The organism is Bradyrhizobium sp. cf659 (assembly GCF_900113725.1).
GTDB lineage: Bacteria > Pseudomonadota > Alphaproteobacteria > Rhizobiales > Xanthobacteraceae > Bradyrhizobium.
In genome coordinates, this window is record NZ_FOQJ01000011.1 from 243,534 (window position 1) to 262,028 (window position 18,495).

Here is an 18,495-nt window from a genome sequence, read left to right on the forward strand (position 1 = left end):
TCCAAGACGCGTCAAAGGGGGAGTCCATCATGTCGACCATCACCGCGGCACCCGCCGTCGAGCCGAAGCCGCTTTACACCTCACTGTTCGTCCAAGTCCTGGCTGCGCTCGTGCTTGGCGTCATCCTGGGGATGGCCGTCCCGGACTTCGCCATCGGCCTCAAGATCCTCAGCGACGCCTTCCTCAAGCTGATTTCGATGATCGTGGCGCCGATCGTGTTCTGCGTCGTCGTCCACGGCATTGCCGGCGCCGGCGACCTCAAGAAGGTCGGCCGGGTCGGCGTCAAGGCGCTGGTCTATTTCGAGGTCATGACGACGGTCGCACTCGTGGTCGGCCTGCTGCTCGCCTATCTCTTCGGACCCGGCCACGGCATGAACATCGATCCCTCGACGCTCGACGCCAAGGCGCTCAACACCTACGCCGACAACGCGCACAAGCTGTCCGGCGGCGGCATCGGCGCCTTTCTGATGAACGTGATCCCGACCACCTCCTTCGATGCGCTGTCGCGCAACGACGTGCTTCAGGTGCTGTTCTTCGCGGTGCTGTTCGGCGTCGGCCTTGCGCTCGTCGGCGGCGAGAAGGGCGCGCTCGTCACCTCCATCATCGACGCAGCCTCCACCGTGCTGTTCCGCGTCATGGGGCTTATCGTCCGTGTCGCTCCACTTGGCGTGCTCGGCGCAGTCGCCTACACCGTCGGCAAATACGGCGTCGGCTCGCTGAAGCAGCTCGTGTCTCTGGTGATGCTGTTCTACGTCTCGGTCGGCATCTTCGTGCTCGGCGTGCTCGGGGGCGTGATGGCACTTGCCGGAATCAACATCCTCAAATTCCTCGCTTACCTGCGCGAGGAGCTCACCATCGTGCTCGCGACGGCGTCCTCGGACGCGGTGCTGCCCCAGATCATGAAGAAGCTGGAGCGCATGGGCGTGAAGGATTCCGTCGTCGGGCTCGTCATCCCGACCGGCTATTCCTTCAACCTCGACGCCTTCTCGATCTATCTGACGCTTGCCGTCGTCTTCATCGCGCAGGCAACCAACACGCCGCTCTCCTTCGGCGACCTCCTGCTGCTGCTCGGCGTTTCCCTGATCACCTCAAAGGGCGCACACGGCGTGCCGGGCTCGGCCATCGTGATCCTGGCCGCGACGCTCAATGCGGTGCCGAGCATTCCGGCGATCGGCCTCGTGCTGGTGCTCTCGGTCGACTGGTTCATCGGCATGGCCCGCGCGCTCGGCAACCTCGTCGGCAACTGCGTTGCGACGGTCGTGGTGGCGGCCTGGGAAGGTGACCTCGACCGCGCCAAGGCGGCCAAGGTTCTCGAGGGCGGCGAGATGGTGGACGTGACGGCGGGCTAGCGCCGAGGATCAGTCATTCCACTGGAGGAGCGGCGTTCCATACGCCCTCCTCCATACGGACAGGAAGCGCGGAAACCAGGAGTGAGCGACGGCGCCCTTGTAAGCCCAGGTGCGATATTTCAGACCATGTTCCGAGATCAGTTCCTGATAACCGCCATGGACCTCGGTCGCGGTCCGGATGTCCTTCAATATTCCCTGGGCGCAGGCCCGGTAGGTATCGCCTCCCGAGAATTCATCATAGTCCAGCATGCGATCGGCAAATTCGACGTTGAACGTCGGCCAGGACGAACGCCCCTGATAGGCGGGAGCCGCGATCTTGTGGATCATCTTGTTCCGGGGATTATCCGCGGACACCAGGAAATGGAACGTGCTGGGGATGCGGAAACGCGGTTCGGCAATGATCAGATCCGTCGTGGCGGCAAACAGCGCGCGCTCGCCGGCCTTGCTCATATCCCAAAATCCGCGATGCACGCCGACGAAGTCCAGGGCGACCGATGACACCGGCGAGCTCACGGGGCCATCCAAGGAGTGCCTGATATAGCCGCCCTTGCCGAACAGGCGGAGCAGGTCCGTCTTGTATTGCGCGAGGTCGCGCCCCAGCAGCCGCTTCAGCTCGTTCTCGTCGACGACCCCGAGCTGCACGCCCCACACGAACGTCGTGTAAACGCAGGCGTTGGTGACGAAACGCCTGCGTTCGGCACGTGTGTCCGTCGCCGCGGAGCGCGGCGCGCGGGCGTCGCAGAGCAAATACCTGACACCGTCGTCGTCGAATGGCTCCAGCTCGCTCGCGAGCTGAAGGATCGCGCGCTTCAGGTCGCCGCCGTATTCGGCCAGCAGCAAGCGGCCGGCATGCGCGCATTGTGACATCGCCAGATAGGACGACGCTCTCTCCTCGGCAGAGATCATCTGCCGGAGACCGGCGAGAATGCCGAGCAGCGTGTCCGACGGGCGCGAGAAATAGTTCACGCCGAGATACCGCGCGCGTCCCGCCGGGACGATGGTCGTCGTGACGACGTTGGCTCGAACCGCCTCCAGCAGAAGATGGACGCTCTTTTCGAGCAGACGCGCCCGCCGCACAGCATCCTGGGCATCCATGATGGTCTCGGGGTCGAGGACATCAGGATAGAACCAGGCGAAGTCGCGCGGATAATAGGCCGATGCGTGCGGCGCGCCCGTGACGAGAAAGGACTCGGTCACCGAGAAGGCGCTGTCCATCGAATACCGGTAGAGGTCCTCGATGGCGGACAACGAATGATGCGATTTTCTCAGGAAACGATCACCGAGGAAATTGACGGCCTGAAGGGCGTTGGCGACGAAGGTCGCGGCGACGCCTTGGTAAAACCGGTTTGCACGACCTGATGACAAGGAGGTATCGCTGTTCATATGCGTCAATCGGCTAATATCTCGTGATCCCGGTGATGCGGCCACCATCCCAAGCCTGCCTGATTCGTATCTCTATCCGATGACTGGCCGGCACCTGACCGGAGGCATCCTCAATCCGCGTCGGCCTATCCCTCCCGCGGCCTGAAATTCTCGATCACCCTGAGCAGCACCCGGGCGCTGGTGTCGGCGTCGGCGAGCTCGACATGCTCGTCCGGGTGATGGCTGACGCCGCCGCGGCAGCGGACGAAGATCATGCCGACATCAGCGATGTCGATCATGGCCATGCCGTCATGCCCGGCCCCGCTCGGCAGCTCGAACACGGAAACGCCTTCCGCGGCAATCGCCTGCGCGATCTGGTCCTTCAGCCAGGGCGCGCAGGGTGCGGTGCGGTTCTCGTGGGTGACATCGAGCTGGAGCGCCAACTGCCGGCGCTTGGCGATCGCCTCGATCTGTCTGACGACGTCGGCGACCGCGCGCTTGCGATGCATGTCGGTCGGCGCGCGCATGTCGATGGTAAAGGACACCTCGCCCGGAATGACGTTGGTCGCGCCGGGCCTCGCCTGGATGTAGCCGACGGTGCCGACCAGGCCGCCCTCGTCGGTCCGGCAGAACTGCTCGATCGCGCCGATGCATTCGGCAGCTCCAGTGAGCGCGTCACGGCGCAGCGCCATCGGCACGGTGCCGGCGTGACCGGCCATGCCGTTCAGCCGAGCGGCCAGCCGTGTCGCGCCCGCAATCGCGGTGACCACACCGACGGGCAGGTGCTGTGCTTCCAGCACCGGGCCCTGCTCGATGTGCAATTCGAGATAGGCGAGTAGCTCGCGCCGGGCTCGCGCGGCCGCGCCGATATGATCGGGATCGAGGCCAAACTTGACCAGCGCATCGCGCATCGACACGCCATCGCGATCGCGCGTGTTGAGAACGCTCTCGTCGAAGGTGCCGGCGACCGCGCGGCTGCCGAGCAGCGTTGAGGCGAAACGCACCCCCTCCTCGTCGGCAAAGCCGATGACCTCGATCGCGAACGGCAGTCGCTTGCCGCGGCGATTGAGATCGGCGACGCAGGCGATTGCCGTGATCACACCCAGCGGCCCATCCCATTTGCCGGCGTCGCGCACGGTGTCGTAGTGCGAGCCGAGCATCAGGCAGGGCGCCCCCGGGCGCTCGCCCTCATAGCGGCCGCAGACATTGCCGATCGCATCGAGATGCGCGCTCATGCCGGCCTCGCGCATCCAGCCGAGGATGAGATCCGCAGCCGCGCGCAACTCCTTGCTGAGATAGATGCGGGTGAGCTTGTCGGTCTCTTCCGAAATCGCACCGAGCTCGTTGATGCGGCGAACGATCTCCTTGCCGAGCGATGCATCTTGAACGGCGGTGGCAGCACCCATCTCGGTCGAGCTTTCCATCTTCTGGGACCGCAGCAGCGGCAGTCCTGGCGACAATCGATACAAGTTCGGTGCCAGCAAAATCACGCGGCCGGCGCCGTCCCGATCAGCGCGTGGTTAGCATGAATGCGCCTTGCCGGCAGACCGTCTGACGCCGGTCATACACATGCGAACGCTGGTTAAGGCTGCTTAACTCCACTGCATACAATGAAATAATATTGCCTATAAATTAATCTGCCATTTTCCTCAGCAGGATTCTTGAAAGCAATAAATACGATATTTTTCAGATACTTATTTCAGACTGCGCGCTTCGTAGCCTCTGGCATAAAGCTTGCGACAACTTAGCCCGGGCTCCGCCAAACCGGCGGTGGCCGCGAGATCAAGGCGGGGCATCCGCCAAGGGGAGCAAGCAATGGATTTTGGCAAGATTTCACGACGTCATTTGTTGCAGGGCGGCGCGGTCCTCACCCTCGGCGCGGCGGCGGGCGTCCGCCCGGCCTTCGCGGCCGACACCACCATCGGCTTCATCTATGTCGGCTCGCGCGACGACTACGGCTACAACCAGGCGCATGCACAGGGCGCGGCGGCGCTGAAGAAGATTCCCGGCCTCAAGGTCGTCGAGGAAGAGAAGGTGCCGGAGACCGACGCGGTCGAGAAGACGATCGAGTCCATGATCAATCTCGACGGCGCCACCCTGCTCTTCCCGACCTCGTTCGGCTATTACAATCCACACATGATCAAGATGGCCAACAAGTACCCGAAGCTGCGCTTCGAGCACTGCGGCGGCCTCTGGACCGACAAGGACCCGAAGAACGCCGGCAGCTATTTCGGCTATATTGACGAAGCCCAGTACATCTCCGGCATCGTCGCCGGCTACACCTCCAAGAGCGGCAAGCTCGGCTTCGTCGCGGCGAAACCGATCCCGCAGGTGCTGCGCAACATCAACGCCTTCACCCTGGGCGCCAGGCTCGCCAACCCGAAGGCCACGACGCAGGTGATCTTCACAGGTGACTGGTCGATGCCGGTCAAGGAAGCCGAAGCCACCAACAGCCTGATCGACCAGGGCGTAGACGTGCTCACCTGCCACGTCGACGGGCCGAAGACGATGGTCGAGAACGCGGCGCGCCGCGGCGCCTTCGTCTGCGGCTATCACACCAACCAGTCGCCGCTTGCGCCGAAGGCGTATCTCACCGGCGCCGAGTGGAACTGGGAAGCGCTCTATCCGAAGTTCGTCAAGATGATCGCCGCCGGCGAGAGCATCCCGAACTTCTTTCGCGGCGGTCTCAAGGAAGAGATCGTCAAGACCTCGCCCTATGGCGAAGCCGTCTCCGCCGAGGCGCGCAAGCATGCCGACGACGTCAAGGCCAAGTTCTTGTCGGCCGAAGGCTACACGATCTTCAAGGGAGGGCTCGTCGACAACAAGGGCAAGACGGTGATCCCCGCCGGCACCGATCGCGGCCAGAAGGATCCCGAACTGGAGAAGATGGACTACCTCGTCGAAGGCGTGATCGGAGCGACTTCGTGACCACGGAAGCGGCGGATTCTGCCGACACGGCCGGGACAATTGCCCCGGCCGCCGACCCCGGCTTTCTCCAACGCCACGGCGGCACGATCGAATATGTCCTGATCCCGGGCGCGGCGCTCGCCGGCGCGCTGGTGGTCTTCGGCATCTTCGTCGCGATGTTCGGCAAGAATCCGCTCGACCTCTATTTCTACATGTACTACGGCGCCTTCGGCACCTGGTTCTCCTGGCAGAACACGCTGACGCGTGCTGCGCCGCTGATCCTCACCGCGCTCTGCACCGCGCTGCCCGCGCAGCTCGGCATGGTCATCATCGGCGGCGAAGGCGCGCTGCTGATCGGCGCGCTGTCGGCGACGAGTGCTGCGCTCGTACTCCAAGGCATGCCGCCGCTCGTCGTGCAGATCGCCATGGTCATCGCCGGCATGATCGGCGGCGGGTTGTGGATCATGCTATCCGGTGCGCTGCGGCAGTATCGCGGCGTCAACGAGACCATCTCGAGCCTGCTGCTCGTCTACATCGCGCTCGCGATCCTCAACCATCTCGTCGAGGGGGCGATGCGCGATCCCGCCAGCCTCAACAAGCCCTCGACCCGCGAGATCGGCGCCGCCAACATGATCGGCAGCATTCCCGGCACCGACGTGCATTGGGGTCTCGTCTTCGGCCTGATCGCCGCGATCGCCGCCTACATCCTGATCTATCACACCGTGTTCGGCTTCGCCGCACGGGTTGCCGGCGGCAACATCCGCGCCGCGAAGATCGTCGGCCTCGGCGTCAGCAAGCTGATCCTGACCGTTTGCTTCCTCGCCGGCGGTGCGGCAGGCCTTGCCGGCATGGTCGAGGTCGCGGCCGTGCAGGGGCGCACCAACGCCAATCTCGCGGCTGGCTACGGCTTCACCGGCATTCTCGTCGCGTTCCTCGCGCGGCAAAATCCGCTCGCCATCATCCCCGTCGCGATCCTGCTCGGCGGCATCAGCGCCAGCGGCGGCCTGTTGCAGCGCCGCCTGGGGTTGCCCGACGCCTCCGTGCTGGTGCTCCAGGGCATCATCTTCGTCTTCGTGCTGGCCAGCGATGCGCTCTACGGCCGCATCGGATTCTTGAAGGGAAGATCCTGATGGCAGACGGATCGATCGGACTCTGGACCGTCCCGCTCGCCGTGCTCGGCGGTGCCATTCGCGTCTCCACCCCGTTCCTGTTCGTGAGTCTCGGCGAATGCATCACCGAGCGCTCGGGCCGCATCAATCTCGGCCTCGAAGGCACGCTGGTGATGGGCGCGATGAGTGCCTACGGCATCTCCTACCTCACGGGATCACCGTGGCTGGGTGTGCTCGCCGCCGGCATCACCGGCGCGCTGCTGGGCGCATTGCACGCCGGCATCTGCTCGCTGCCGCGCGTCAACGACGTCGCGGTCGGCATCGCCTTGATGCTGTTCGGCACCGGGCTTGCCTTCTATCTCGGCAAGCCGCTGATCGAGCCCACCGCACCGCGGTTGCCCGCGATCGATTTCGGCTGGTGGAGCGACATCCCGCAGGTCCGCGCGGCGCTACGCGTCAATGTCCTCTTCCTGATCGGCGTCGCGCTTGCGCCGATCCTGTACTGGGCCTTCCGCACCACGCGCTGGGGCCTCTTGATCCGCACCGCCGGCGAAAGCTCGGACGCCGCACGCGCCATGGGCCATTCCGTGCTGCTGATCCGCCTGCGCGCCACCATGGTCGGCGGCTTCCTCGCCGGCATCGGCGGCTCGTTCCTGTCGCTGTTCTATCCCGGCAGCTGGAACGAGGGCCTGTCCTCCGGACAGGGCATCACGGCCGTCGCGCTCGTCATCTTCGCGCGCTGGGATCCCCTGCTCTGCCTGTGGGCCTCGCTCGCCTTCGGCGGCGCCGCGGCGCTGGGGCCGGCGCTGCAATCGGTCGGCGTCACCTCCGGCTATCACCTCTTCAACGCCGCGCCCTACATCCTGACGCTGGCGATCATGATCATCACCTGCTCACCGAAACGCACGCTGACCGGAGCCCCGGCCGAATTGTCGATCACCCGCTAGAGAGCGAAATCATGCCCGAGCGCTACATCAAGTCCGAGCCCTACGCCTGGCCCTATAACGGTGACCTCCGTCCCGAGAACACGGCGCTCATCATCATCGACATGCAGACTGATTTCTGCGGCGTCGGCGGCTACGTCGACAAGATGGGCTATGACCTCTCGCTGACGCGGGCGCCGATCGAGCCGATCAGGAAGCTGCTCGCGGCGATGCGCGCTCAGGGCTTTCACATCATCCATACCCGCGAGGGCCATCGCCCCGATCTCTCCGACCTTCCCGCCAACAAACGCTGGCGCTCGCGCCAGATCGGCGCCGGCATCGGCGATCCCGGCCCCTGCGGCCGCATCCTCGTGCGCGGCGAGCCCGGCTGGGACATCATCGAGGAGCTTAGCCCCCTGCCGGGCGAGCCTGTTATCGACAAACCCGGCAAGGGCTCGTTCTGCGCCACCGATCTGGAGCTGATCCTGCGCGTGCGCGGCATCGAGAATATCGTTCTCACAGGCATCACCACCGACGTCTGCGTCCACACCACCATGCGCGAGGCCAACGACCGCGGCTTCGAATGCGTGTTGCTGCACGATTGCTGCGGCGCCACGGACAAGAGCAATCACGATCATGCGCTCAAGATGATCAAGATGCAGGGCGGCGTGTTCGGTGCGGTCTCCACCTCCGACGCCTTCATCGGAGCGATTTCGTGATCATCGGCGAAACGCCTCCGCCCTCAGGTGCGTTCGGCGTCGACGCCATCGCCATGACCATGCGCTTCGGCGATTTCCTGGCGCTCGACAATGTCGAGCTGAAGGTGCGACCGGGGTCATTCCATGCGCTGCTCGGCGAGAACGGCGCCGGAAAATCGACGCTCGTCAAATGCATCATGGGCTATTACCACGCAACCGAGGGCGACATCATCGTCGGCGGCCGCGAGCAGGCGATCGCCAACCCGAAGGACGCTCACGCCCTCGGCCTCGGCATGGTCTACCAGCACTTCACGCTGGTGCCGGCCATGACGGTCGCCGAAAACCTCGTTCTGGCCCGCGACAATGTACCGGCCGTGGTGGACTGGTCGAAGGAGATGAAGGAGCTCGAGGCCTTCCTGGCGCGAATGCCCTTCAAGGTCCCGCTCTCGGCAAAAGTCTCCGACATCTCGGCCGGCGAACGCCAGAAATGCGAGATCCTGAAACAGCTCTATCTGAAGCGCCGCTTCCTGATCCTGGACGAGCCCACCTCGGTGCTGACGCCGGCGGAGGCCGACGAGGTGCTCGGCATGCTCCGCGACATGGTCGTCAAGGGCGAGCTGACGATCCTGATGATCACGCACAAATTCCGTGAGGTCATGGCCTTCGCCGACGAGGTCACGATCCTGCGCCGCGGCAAGCTCGCCGGAGCCGGCAAGGTCGCGGAGCTCACGCCGGACGCGATGGCGCGCACCATGATCGGTGCCGAGGAGCTGACCGTGCAGCCGCCGCGCACCGGTGAAGCCGGCCAGGCGCGGCTGGAACTGGAAAAAATTCGCGCGCTCGACGACGCCGGCGCCATTGCCGTCCATGACGTTTCCCTGACCGTGCGCGCCGGCGAGATCGTCGGCATCGCCGGCGTCTCCGGCAACGGCCAGCGCCAGCTCGTCGAGGTGCTGGCCGGCCAGCGCGAAGCCGAGAGCGGCGAGATCCGTGTCGCCGGCGATCCCTATCACGCCAGCCGCGAAGAGATGCGGCGCCACAAGATGTCGCTGCTGCCCGAGGAGCCGCTGAAGAACGCCTGTGTCGGCGGCATGAGCGTCGCCGACAACATCGCCTTCCGCGAGTTCGACCGTGCGCCGTTCGCCAGCGGCGGCTGGTGGCTCAATCGCAGCGCCTTCCGCGACGACGCCAGGAAGAAGATCGGGCAGTACAAGATCAAGACCCGCACGCCCGATACGCCGATCTCGGCGCTCTCGGGCGGCAACGTCCAGCGCGCCGTGCTCGCCCGCGAGCTCGGCGGCGACGTCGAGGTGCTGATTGCCGCCAATCCCTGCTTCGGCCTCGACTTCGCGGCGGTGGCGCAGATCCACGCGGAGATCATGGCGGCGCGCAACCGCGGCGCGGCGGTGCTGCTGGTCAGCGAAGACCTCGATGAACTGCTCGAACTGTCCGATCGCCTCGTGGTAATGTTCCACGGCGAGTTCGTGTACGAAGCACGGACCAGCGAGGCCGATCTCACCGTGGTCGGCCGGCACATGGCCGGACACTGACCAATCGTTTGAGCATGATCTTTTCGGAAGACCGCTGCACACTTTTCCGGATCATGCTTTGGGAGGACCGATGGACGGCGCAGACGAACGCGACGAGCACTTTTTGCGTCTGTCCTTTGCGGTCGCGCGCCGTTCCCTCACCCATGGCAACCATCCTTTCGGCTGCGTCGTCGTCGATGCGGACGGCAAGGTGCTGATCGAAACCGAGAACGGCTACATGCCGGACCGCGACGGCACTGCGCATGCCGAGCGCCTTGCGGCCACGCAGGCCTGCCGCACGCTCAGCCGCGAGGTGCTGGCAAAGGCCACGCTCTATTCCTCGGCAGAACCGTGTGCGATGTGCGCCGGGGCGATCTACTGGGCCGGCATCGGCCGCGTCGTCTATGGCCTCAGCGAGCACCGCCTGCGCGGCGTCACCGGCAACCATCCGGAGAACCCGACCCTCGACCTGCCCTGCCGCGCGGTCTTTGCCGGCGGCCAGCGACCGACGGAGGTCGTCGGGCCGCTGCTGGAGGACGAGGCCGAAGCGCTGCACGACGGCGTGTGGACGAAGTAGGCGCTTCCACAAGCTCCGAACCGTAGGGTGGGTTAGCGCAGCGTAACCCACCTCTTTTGCCTCTGCGGAAATAGACATTGGTGGATTACGCCTTCGGCTAATCCACCCTACCTCCCAGCGCCTCAAACACGAATGGCGCCGCGCGGGTCATGCGCGGCGCCATCGTCTTGGCTTGGAGACTTCAGTCGATTAGAACTTCACAGTGATGCCACCGTAGACCGTGGACTCGGTGCAGCTCTTGGTGCTCTGGCCGGTCGCGGCGACCGTGCAGACACCCGCCATGGCGTTGTGGTCGAGGCCGAACTTGTTCTGCCAGTAGCGGTAGGCAACCCACAGGTCGACGAAATGCGAGTACTTGTCGCCCCAGGCCGCCTTCGAGGCATCGAAGGTCAGGCGGATCGGTTCGCTGTTCAGCTCGGTCTTGGACTTGGTGCTGAAGATGCCTGTGCCAGACAGCGCGGGAAGGCCGTTCGAGTCACCCTTCGGTCCGTACCAGCCGGCGCGACCGCTGATCGACCAGAACTGCATGTTCGGCGGCAGGAAGCCGAGGTCCATGTAGTAGTTGATTTCGACGGCCCAGGTCGGGCGGTAGCTCACATTGCCGTCGGAGTTACAGGTCACGCCGGCGACGCCAGCGCCGAACAGGCCGCACTGGGTGAAGGCGTTGTGGTTGAGGAATTCATAGTACATCAAGGGCGCGACATTGAAGTAGCCCTTGTAGGGAAGGTCGAAGGCGAACTGGAGACCGGCGACGACGTCGCGCTTGGCGGGCGCGAGGAAGTTGTTCTCGGTGTTGGCATCCATGCCGACTTCGAACGAAATGTTGTGCAGCGGCCCCATGGTGAAGGCCTTGGTGTTGAAGATCTCGTTCCAGCCGAAGGTCGAGCGGAACAGGCCGTAGATTTCGGTGGCGCCCGCGCAATCGCTGGCGGTGCCGGCGATGTTCACGCCCGGCGCAACGCAAGGCGAGGCAGGGTCGTTATGGCCCGACTTGAACATCGAGATAGTGAAGAAGTTGGTGCCGTAGGCCCAGAGGTCGAAGTGGGTGAAGGAATAGACCTGCTTGGCGGTGGTGCCGTTGATGCTGCCGTCCGGACGAACGCTCCACATGCCGGGGTCGGTACCCTTGGGCATCCAGGAGAAGGACACGCGGTTGTCGATCACCAGGAAGAACGGGAGGTCGGCCGCCTTCTTGGCAGCCTTGACCGGCAGATCCGCCGCCTGGGCCAGGCCAGAGGTAGCGAGCGTAGCAAGTGACAGCGCGGCGGCTGCAATTGCCTTGAAACGAAACGACATCCTGAATACCCCCAAGTTTGGACACGTAAAAATGAACGTCCCTTGGGTGCGACACTTGCGCCGATCTCCCGGGGTGAGAAGCCTCAACTTCTTTCAAGGCATGCCGCTTGTTTCGGCACGCGGCGGCATTTCACTGCGGAATTCCAGGGATTCCTGTGCGCTCCCTGCCGCCTGCCTACAGCAAGGCAAGGCGGTCTATTGCCGGACATTCCCGTTTGATCTTGTTCGGCTTTCATGTCGGAGCGAACGTGCAAGGCACGATGGTCGGCGGCCGCCGTCACGTCGGTCCGCAACTGCATACGCGCGGTGGCGCGACTTTGCTCAACTTCACATCAAGCCTGCACAGCCGGTTCCGATTTGGCTTGAACCGTCACAAATTTGCAACAGACGTCACGCGCAAGCCGCGCCCGCAAGGACAGTCCAGAGGCGCGGGAGCACGATCCGCACCCGGCCGGAGCGCCGACTCGCCGATATCAACCGCCTGCCGAAGCGTTGAGCAAGGGATGACGCTTTTCACACCTTACGCGGCGGTTCAAACTAGCTCACTATTGAGACACTTCACCCCATGCAAGCGCATCAGCGAATGTTAGATCCGACGCCTAACGGCCTGCATTCCGGCGAGTCCCCGCTGCTTCAGACGCTCGGGCTCACCAAGCGCTATGGGGATTTTCTCGCCAACGATTCCATCGACATCGATATCTGGCCGACGGAAATCCACGCGCTGCTGGGCGAGAACGGCGCCGGCAAGTCCACGCTGGTCAAGGCGATCTACGGGCTGATCCAGCCCAGCGCCGGCGAGATTCGCTGGCAGGGCCAGCCGATCGTACTGTCCGGTCCGTCGGAAGCTCGCAGCCGTGGCATCGGTATGGTGTTCCAGCATTTCTCGCTGTTCGACAATCTCACCGTCGCCGAGAACGTCGCGCTCGGCCTCGACGGCAAAGAGTCCTTCAAGGACATGTCGGCGCGGCTGGAGCAGGTGTCGAAGACCTATGGACTGCCGCTCGATCCCAAACGCGAGGTCTGGCAATTGTCGGTTGGCGAGCGCCAGCGTATCGAGATCGTCCGCGCGCTGATGCAGGATCCGAAATTCCTGATCCTGGACGAGCCCACCGCCGTGCTGACGCCGCAGGAGGCCGACCAGCTCTTCATCGTGCTGGAGCGGCTCAAGGCCGAAGGCCGTGCCATCCTCTACATCAGCCACAAGTTGGAGGAGGTGAAGCGGCTCTGCGACACCGCCACGATCCTGCGCGGCGGCAAGAAGGTAGACACCAGCAATCCCCGGCTCGAAACCGCCGCCTCGCTCGCGCGCATGATGGTCGGCGGCGAGATCAAGGAAGTCAAAGCGCCCGCCGGCCGCAAGACCACCGTGCCGCGGCTCGTCGTCAACGACCTCTCGCTCGCACCGAGCGAAGCGCACGGCGTTCGGCTCGAGCACATCTCGTTCGAGCTGAAGGGCGGCGAGATCCTCGGCATCGCCGGCGTCGCCGGCAACGGCCAGGACGAGCTGTTCGCCGCGCTCTCCGGCGAGCGCCTGTCCAAGGACCCCGGCACGGTGGTGATCGAGGGCATCGCCGCCGGGCATCTGTCGATCACGCAGCGGCGCAAGCTGGGCGCCGCCTTCGTTCCCGAGGAGCGGCTCGGTCACGGCACCGCGCCGCGCATGAAGCTGTCGGAGAACGCGCTGCTGACCGGGCACGCCGCCAGCGGCATGGTCCATCGCGGCTTCATCGACACCGCGGCGACGCTGAAGACCGTCGACCGGGCGACCGAAACGTTCGATGTGCGCAAGGCCAAGCGCGATCCGGAGGCTGCGAGCCTTTCCGGCGGCAATCTGCAAAAGTTCATCGTCGGCCGCGAGATCCTGCGCAATCCGGCGGTACTGGTGGTGAGCCAGCCCACCTGGGGCGTCGATGCCGGCGCTGCCGCCGTCATCCGCCAGGCGCTGCTCGATCTCGCAACCGCCGGCGCCGCCGTGCTGGTGACCAGCCAGGATCTCGACGAGCTCGCAGAGATCGCCGACCGCATCGCCGTGATGTTCCACGGCCACCTGTCCGCGCCGCTCGCAACAAGCGAGGCGACCCGCGAAAAGCTCGGCCTTCTGATGGGCGGCAGCAGCCTGGAGCCGAAGGAGGCCGCGCATGCAGTTGGTGCTTGAGAAGCGCGCCGAGCGCTCCAACACGATCGCGCTGGTCTCGCCGCTGATCGCGATCGGCCTGACGATCGTCACCATGACCATCCTGTTCGCGATCCTCGGCAAGAATCCGCTGCTCGCGCTGCATGCCTATTTCATCGCGCCGCTCACTGACAGCTATTCGCTCCAGGAGATCGCGGTGAAGGCGACACCGCTGGTGATGATCGCGATCGGCCTGTCGCTCTGTTATCTCGCGAATGCCTGGAACATCGGCGCCGAAGGGCAATTCCTCATCGGCGCCGTCGCCGGAAGCTGGATCGCGGTGAAGACGCAAGGCACCGACGCCGGGGCATGGGTGCTACCGGCCATGTTCGTGCTCGCAGCCGCAGCAGGCGCGCTCTATGCGCTGATCCCCGCGATCTGCAAGGTGAGGTTCGGCGCCAGCGAGATCCTGACCAGCCTGATGCTGGTCTATGTCGCCGATCTCTTTCTCGACTATCTCGTGCGCGGGCCCTGGCGCGATCCGCAAGGCTTCAACTTCCCGACCACCGCCGAATTCGATCCGGTGGCGACAGTGCCGCTGCTGATCGAAGGCGGCCGGCTCCATCTCGGGTCGATCATCGCCCTGCTCGTCGTAGCCGCTGCGGCGATCCTGCTCGGGCGAACCATCAAGGGATTCGAAATCCGCGTGGTCGGCGCTGCGCCGCGCGCGGCGCGGTTCGGCGGCTTCAACGCCAACCAGCTGATCATCCTCACCTTCGCGGTGTCAGGCGCGCTGGCCGGCCTTGCCGGCATCATCGAGGTCGCAGGCCCGGTCGGACATCTCCAGCCCGGCATCTCGCCGGGCTACGGTTTTACCGCGATCATCGTCGCTTTCCTCGGCCGGCTGAATCCCCTTGGAATATTAATTGCAGGCCTTTTTCTCGCACTGACCTTTATCGGCGGCGAGCAGGCGCAGATCGCGATGAAGATCCCGTTGGACGTCACCAAGGTCTTTCAGGGCATCCTGCTGTTCTACGTGCTCGCCTGCGATTCCCTCATCCTCTACCGCTTCAAGCTGGTCTTCCCGAACCGACAGGTGGCCCGTGGAACTGGTTGAAGCCATCGTCCTTGCGGTGCTCGCCGCCTCGACGCCGCTCCTCATCGCGGCGACCGGCGAGCTCGTGACCGAGCGCTCCGGCGTGCTCAATCTCGGCGTCGAGGGCATGATGATCGTTGGCGCCGCCTGCGGCTTTGCCGGCGCCTGGCTGACCGGCTCGATCTTCGTCGGCGCGCTGTTCGGCATCGTCGCGGGCACGCTGATGTCGCTGATCTTCGCGCTGATGGCGCTCGGCCTAGCCGTCAACCAGGTCGCAACGGGCCTGGCGCTGACCATCCTCGGCATCGGGCTCTCCGGCTTGATCGGCGCCGGGTTCGTCGGCGAGCGCATCACGCCGGCGGTGCATCTTGCCATTCCCGGCCTCACCGGCATCCCGCTGATCGGCCGCGTGCTGTTCGGCGAGGACGCCTTCGTTTACTTCTCCATCGCACTCATCATCGGCGTCTGGTGGTTCCTGTATCGCACGCGGGCGGGCTTGATCCTGCGCGCCTGCGGCGACAATCACGTCTCCGCGCACGCGCTCGGCTATCCCGTGCTGCGCATCCGCACTTTCGCCGTGATGTTCGGCGGCGCCTGCGCCGGGCTTGCCGGCGCTTACCTGCCGCTCGCCTACACGCCGTTCTTCATTCCCGGCATGACCGCGGGCCGCGGCTGGATCGCGCTGGCTCTGGTGGTGTTCTCGTCCTGGCGGCCCGGCCGCCTCGTGGTCGGCGCTTATCTGTTCGGCGCGGTGACGATCCTGCAACTGCACGCGCAGGGCTGGGGCGTCGGCATTCCCTCGCAGTTCATGTCGGCGCTGCCTTACCTCGCAACCGTCATCGTCCTGGTCCTGTTGTCCCGGGCGCGCACCGGTGGCTCGACCGCGCCGGCCGCGCTCGGCACCGTGTTCGTGCCTGACCGCTGAGTTTTCATTTCCGCGGCGGGCGCGATGGGGCGCGCACGCTGCGGATCGTGGCTTTCCCCGACTATCTGGAGATTGATGATGAGAAAATCACTTCTTGCGCTGGCTGCCGGGCTTCTGCTTGCCGGAAGCGTCAGTGCCGCCTCCGCCGCCGACAAGCTGAAGGTCGGCTTCATTTACCTCGGCCCGGTGGGCGACCTCGGCTGGACCTACCAGCACGAACAGGGACGTCTGGCGCTGGTGAAGGAATTGGGCGACAAGATCGAGACCACCACGCTCGAGAACGTCCCTGAAGGTCCCGACGCCGAGCGCGCCATCGAGCAGCTGGTCCGCGCCGGCAACAAGCTGATCTTCACGACGTCGTTCGGATACATGGATCCAACGCTGAAGGTCGCCAAGAAATACCCGAACGTGCATTTCGAGCACGCCACCGGCTACAAGCGCGACAAGAACATGTCGACCTATTCGGCCAAATGGTATCAGGGCCGCTACATCCAGGGCCTGATCGCGGCCAAGATGTCGAAGTCCGGCGTGCTCGGCTATATCGGCTCGTTCCCGATCCCCGAGGTCGTCTCCGGCATCAACGCGACGATCCTCGCGGCGCAGACGATCAATCCGAACATCAAGGTCAAGATCATCTGGGCCAACACCTGGTTCGATCCGGGCAAGGAAGCCGACGCCGCCAAGGCGCTGATCGACCAGGGCGCCGACGTCATCATGCAGCACACGGACTCGCCGGCGGCGATGCAGATCGCCAGCGAACGCGGCAAGCTCGCCTTCGGCCAGGATTCCGAGATGATCAAGTTCGGGCCCAAGACCCAGCTGACCTCGATCCTCGACACCTGGGGTCCCTACTATATCGAGCGCGTCAAGGCCGAGCTCGCCGGCACCTGGAAGTCCGAGGACACCTGGGGCGGCCTCGACAGCCACATGTTCGCGATGGCGCCCTACACCAACATGCCCGACGACGTGAAGAAGATGGCAGAGGATGCCCAGGCCGCAATCACCGCCGGCAAGCTGCATCCGTTCAAATGCCCGATCGTTGGGCAGGACGGCAAGGAGGTCGAGTGCAAGGGCGGCGCCAATCTCGCTGACGGCCAGATCCTTGGCATGAATTTCTACGTCAAGGGCATCGACGACAAGCTGCCGGGCAAGTAGCACGCTTCTTGCATCGCCCAGATCACCTGCTCCTCCCGGAGGAGGTTCGGAGGGGGTAGCCACAAGCACCCGGCACTTGTGGTTGCCCCCTCTTTCTATTCCGCCCCTATCCCGCCTGCATCGCCCCCGCCGCGGAACTGTGGCGGCGGATGAGATCGGCGACATCCAGTCCCGGAATCGCGCCGTCGATGACGGCCCATTGTCCTGCCACCATGACCCGGTCGGCCCGGTGCGCCCCGCACAGCACCAATGCGGCCAGGGGATCGCCATGGCCGGAGAAGCGCAGCTCGTCGAGCCTGAACAGCGCGAGATCGGCCGCCTTGCCGACGGCAATCTCACCGAGTTCCGGCCGGCCGACACAGGCCGCCGAGCCCTTGGTCGCCCAGCGTAGCGCATCCTTGTGGCTGACCTTCGTCACCCCGTAGCGCGCCCGTTGCAGCAGGAACGCGGCCCGCACCTCCTGCATCAGGTTCGACCCGTCGTTCGAGGCCGAGCCGTCCACGCCGATGCCGATCCCGACGCCAGCCTCCTCCATCTCGCAGACCGGGCAGCAACCGGATGCCAGAAGCTGATTGCTGCAGGCGCAATGGCTGATGGTCGTCCTGGCCTTGCCGAGCCGCTTCATCTCGTCCGGATTGAAGAAGATTCCGTGGGCGAGCCAGGTCCGCGCGTTGAGCCAGCCACATTGCTCCAGATAGTCGAGCGGACGGCAGCCATACATCTGCTGGCAGAACTTGTTCTCGTCCTCGGTCTCGGCGAGATGGGTGTGCAGGCGCACGTCGAGCTTGTCGGCGAGCTCGGCGGTCGCACGCATCAGGGAGGTCGTCACCGAGAACGGCGAGCAAGGCGCGAGCGCAATCTGCACCATCGCATCCGCACCGCGCTGGTGATGCTTTGCGACCACGCGCGCGCTGTCGGCGAGAATCGTGTCCTCGTCCTGCACGACGCTGTCGGGCGGCAGGCCACCGTCGCGCTGCGACAGGTTCATCGAGCCGCGCGTCAGCAGCACGCGCACGCCGAGCCGTTTTGCGACACCGACCTCGATATCGACGGACTCCTCGAGCCCCGCCGGGAACACGTAGTGATGATCGGTCGTGGTGGTGCAGCCCGACAGCAGCAGCTCGGACATCGCCACGGTCACGCCGAGCTCCAGCGCATCAGGCGTCATCCTCGCCCACACCGGATAGAGCGCCTGGAGCCAGGGAAACAGCTCGCGGTCCATCGCCGCCGGCAGCGCCCGTGTCAGCGTCTGGTAGAAATGATGATGGGTGTTGATGAGGCCCGGCAGCACGACGTGTTCGCCCGCGTCGAACACCGCGACATCCGCGGTCGCAGGCACGCCGCCGGCCGGCACGAGCTCGACGATTCGGCCATTCTTCACCACGATCCCGCGCCCGGCGCCGTCGGCGAGGATGGCGAGGGGATCCCTGATCCAGATCGGCTTTGCGTCGCTCAT

At 64.9% G+C, this 18,495-nt stretch carries 15 protein-coding genes; 11 read left to right on the forward strand and 4 right to left on the reverse strand.

The window, feature by feature from the left end:
- Positions 1–29: 29 nt before the first annotated feature.
- On the forward strand, positions 30–1,349 hold the full coding sequence (locus BM118_RS32910; protein WP_092191092.1) for a dicarboxylate/amino acid:cation symporter: 1,320 nt from the start codon (positions 30–32) through the stop codon (positions 1,347–1,349).
- A gap of 9 nt (positions 1,350–1,358) precedes the next feature.
- Here the strand turns inward: BM118_RS32910 and BM118_RS32915 are convergent, their stop codons facing one another.
- Entirely contained in the window at positions 1,359–2,732 is a 1,374-nt protein-coding gene (locus tag BM118_RS32915; protein ID WP_092191094.1) for a hypothetical protein, read from the reverse strand.
- A 125-nt stretch (positions 2,733–2,857) separates the two neighbouring features.
- Positions 2,858–4,117 carry an allantoate amidohydrolase gene (locus BM118_RS32920; protein ID WP_177234904.1) on the reverse strand — a complete coding sequence of 420 codons (1,260 nt, stop codon included), beginning with the start codon at positions 4,115–4,117 and terminating at the stop codon, positions 2,858–2,860.
- A gap of 409 nt (positions 4,118–4,526) precedes the next feature.
- On the opposite strand from BM118_RS32920, the gene BM118_RS32925 reads away from it, so the two are divergent.
- From BM118_RS32925 to BM118_RS32950, 6 genes are all read left to right on the forward strand, one after another.
- Positions 4,527–5,639, forward strand: a complete 1,113-nt coding sequence (locus tag BM118_RS32925; RefSeq protein ID WP_092191098.1) for a BMP family ABC transporter substrate-binding protein — start codon at positions 4,527–4,529, stop codon at positions 5,637–5,639.
- On the forward strand, positions 5,636–6,748 hold the full coding sequence (locus BM118_RS32930) for an ABC transporter permease (protein WP_092191100.1): 1,113 nt from the start codon (positions 5,636–5,638) through the stop codon (positions 6,746–6,748). Before BM118_RS32925 ends, BM118_RS32930 begins: the two co-directional genes overlap by 4 nt.
- The gene (locus BM118_RS32935) at positions 6,748–7,674 is read left to right on the forward strand and encodes an ABC transporter permease (protein ID WP_007612833.1); all 927 of its coding nucleotides are present in this window, start codon (positions 6,748–6,750) and stop codon (positions 7,672–7,674) included. Before BM118_RS32930 ends, BM118_RS32935 begins: the two co-directional genes overlap by 1 nt.
- Before the next feature lie 11 nt (positions 7,675–7,685).
- Positions 7,686–8,369, forward strand: a complete 684-nt coding sequence (gene biuH / locus BM118_RS32940; RefSeq protein ID WP_092191102.1) for a biuret amidohydrolase — start codon at positions 7,686–7,688, stop codon at positions 8,367–8,369.
- Positions 8,366–9,898 carry an ABC transporter ATP-binding protein gene (locus tag BM118_RS32945; protein WP_092191104.1) on the forward strand — a complete coding sequence of 511 codons (1,533 nt, stop codon included), beginning with the start codon at positions 8,366–8,368 and terminating at the stop codon, positions 9,896–9,898. The genes biuH and BM118_RS32945 overlap by 4 nt, the downstream gene beginning before the upstream one ends.
- Before the next feature lie 70 nt (positions 9,899–9,968).
- On the forward strand, positions 9,969–10,454 hold the full coding sequence (locus tag BM118_RS32950) for a nucleoside deaminase (protein WP_092191106.1): 486 nt from the start codon (positions 9,969–9,971) through the stop codon (positions 10,452–10,454).
- Between the two features lie 189 nt (positions 10,455–10,643).
- On the opposite strand, the gene BM118_RS32955 is transcribed toward BM118_RS32950, so the two are convergent.
- Positions 10,644–11,750: a hypothetical protein gene (locus BM118_RS32955; RefSeq protein ID WP_092191108.1), complete on the reverse strand. Its 1,107-nt coding sequence runs from the start codon at positions 11,748–11,750 to the stop codon at positions 10,644–10,646.
- Between the two features lie 583 nt (positions 11,751–12,333).
- Between BM118_RS32955 and BM118_RS32960 the strand changes: the two genes are divergently transcribed.
- The 4 genes from BM118_RS32960 (at position 12,334) to BM118_RS32975 (ending at position 17,039) form a co-directional block, all read left to right on the forward strand.
- Positions 12,334–13,905, forward strand: coding sequence for an ABC transporter ATP-binding protein (locus tag BM118_RS32960; RefSeq protein ID WP_092191110.1), 1,572 nt, complete (start codon positions 12,334–12,336; stop codon positions 13,903–13,905).
- A complete protein-coding gene (locus BM118_RS32965) occupies positions 13,889–14,980 on the forward strand; it encodes an ABC transporter permease (protein WP_092191112.1) in 1,092 nt (363 codons plus the stop codon). The genes BM118_RS32960 and BM118_RS32965 overlap by 17 nt, the downstream gene beginning before the upstream one ends.
- On the forward strand, positions 14,967–15,884 hold the full coding sequence (locus BM118_RS32970; RefSeq protein ID WP_092191114.1) for an ABC transporter permease: 918 nt from the start codon (positions 14,967–14,969) through the stop codon (positions 15,882–15,884). Before BM118_RS32965 ends, BM118_RS32970 begins: the two co-directional genes overlap by 14 nt.
- A 78-nt stretch (positions 15,885–15,962) precedes the next feature.
- On the forward strand, positions 15,963–17,039 hold the full coding sequence (locus BM118_RS32975; RefSeq protein ID WP_028174403.1) for a BMP family ABC transporter substrate-binding protein: 1,077 nt from the start codon (positions 15,963–15,965) through the stop codon (positions 17,037–17,039).
- Between the two features lie 106 nt (positions 17,040–17,145).
- On the opposite strand, the gene BM118_RS32980 is transcribed toward BM118_RS32975, so the two are convergent.
- Positions 17,146–18,495, reverse strand: coding sequence for an 8-oxoguanine deaminase (locus tag BM118_RS32980; RefSeq protein ID WP_177234905.1), 1,350 nt, complete (start codon positions 18,493–18,495; stop codon positions 17,146–17,148).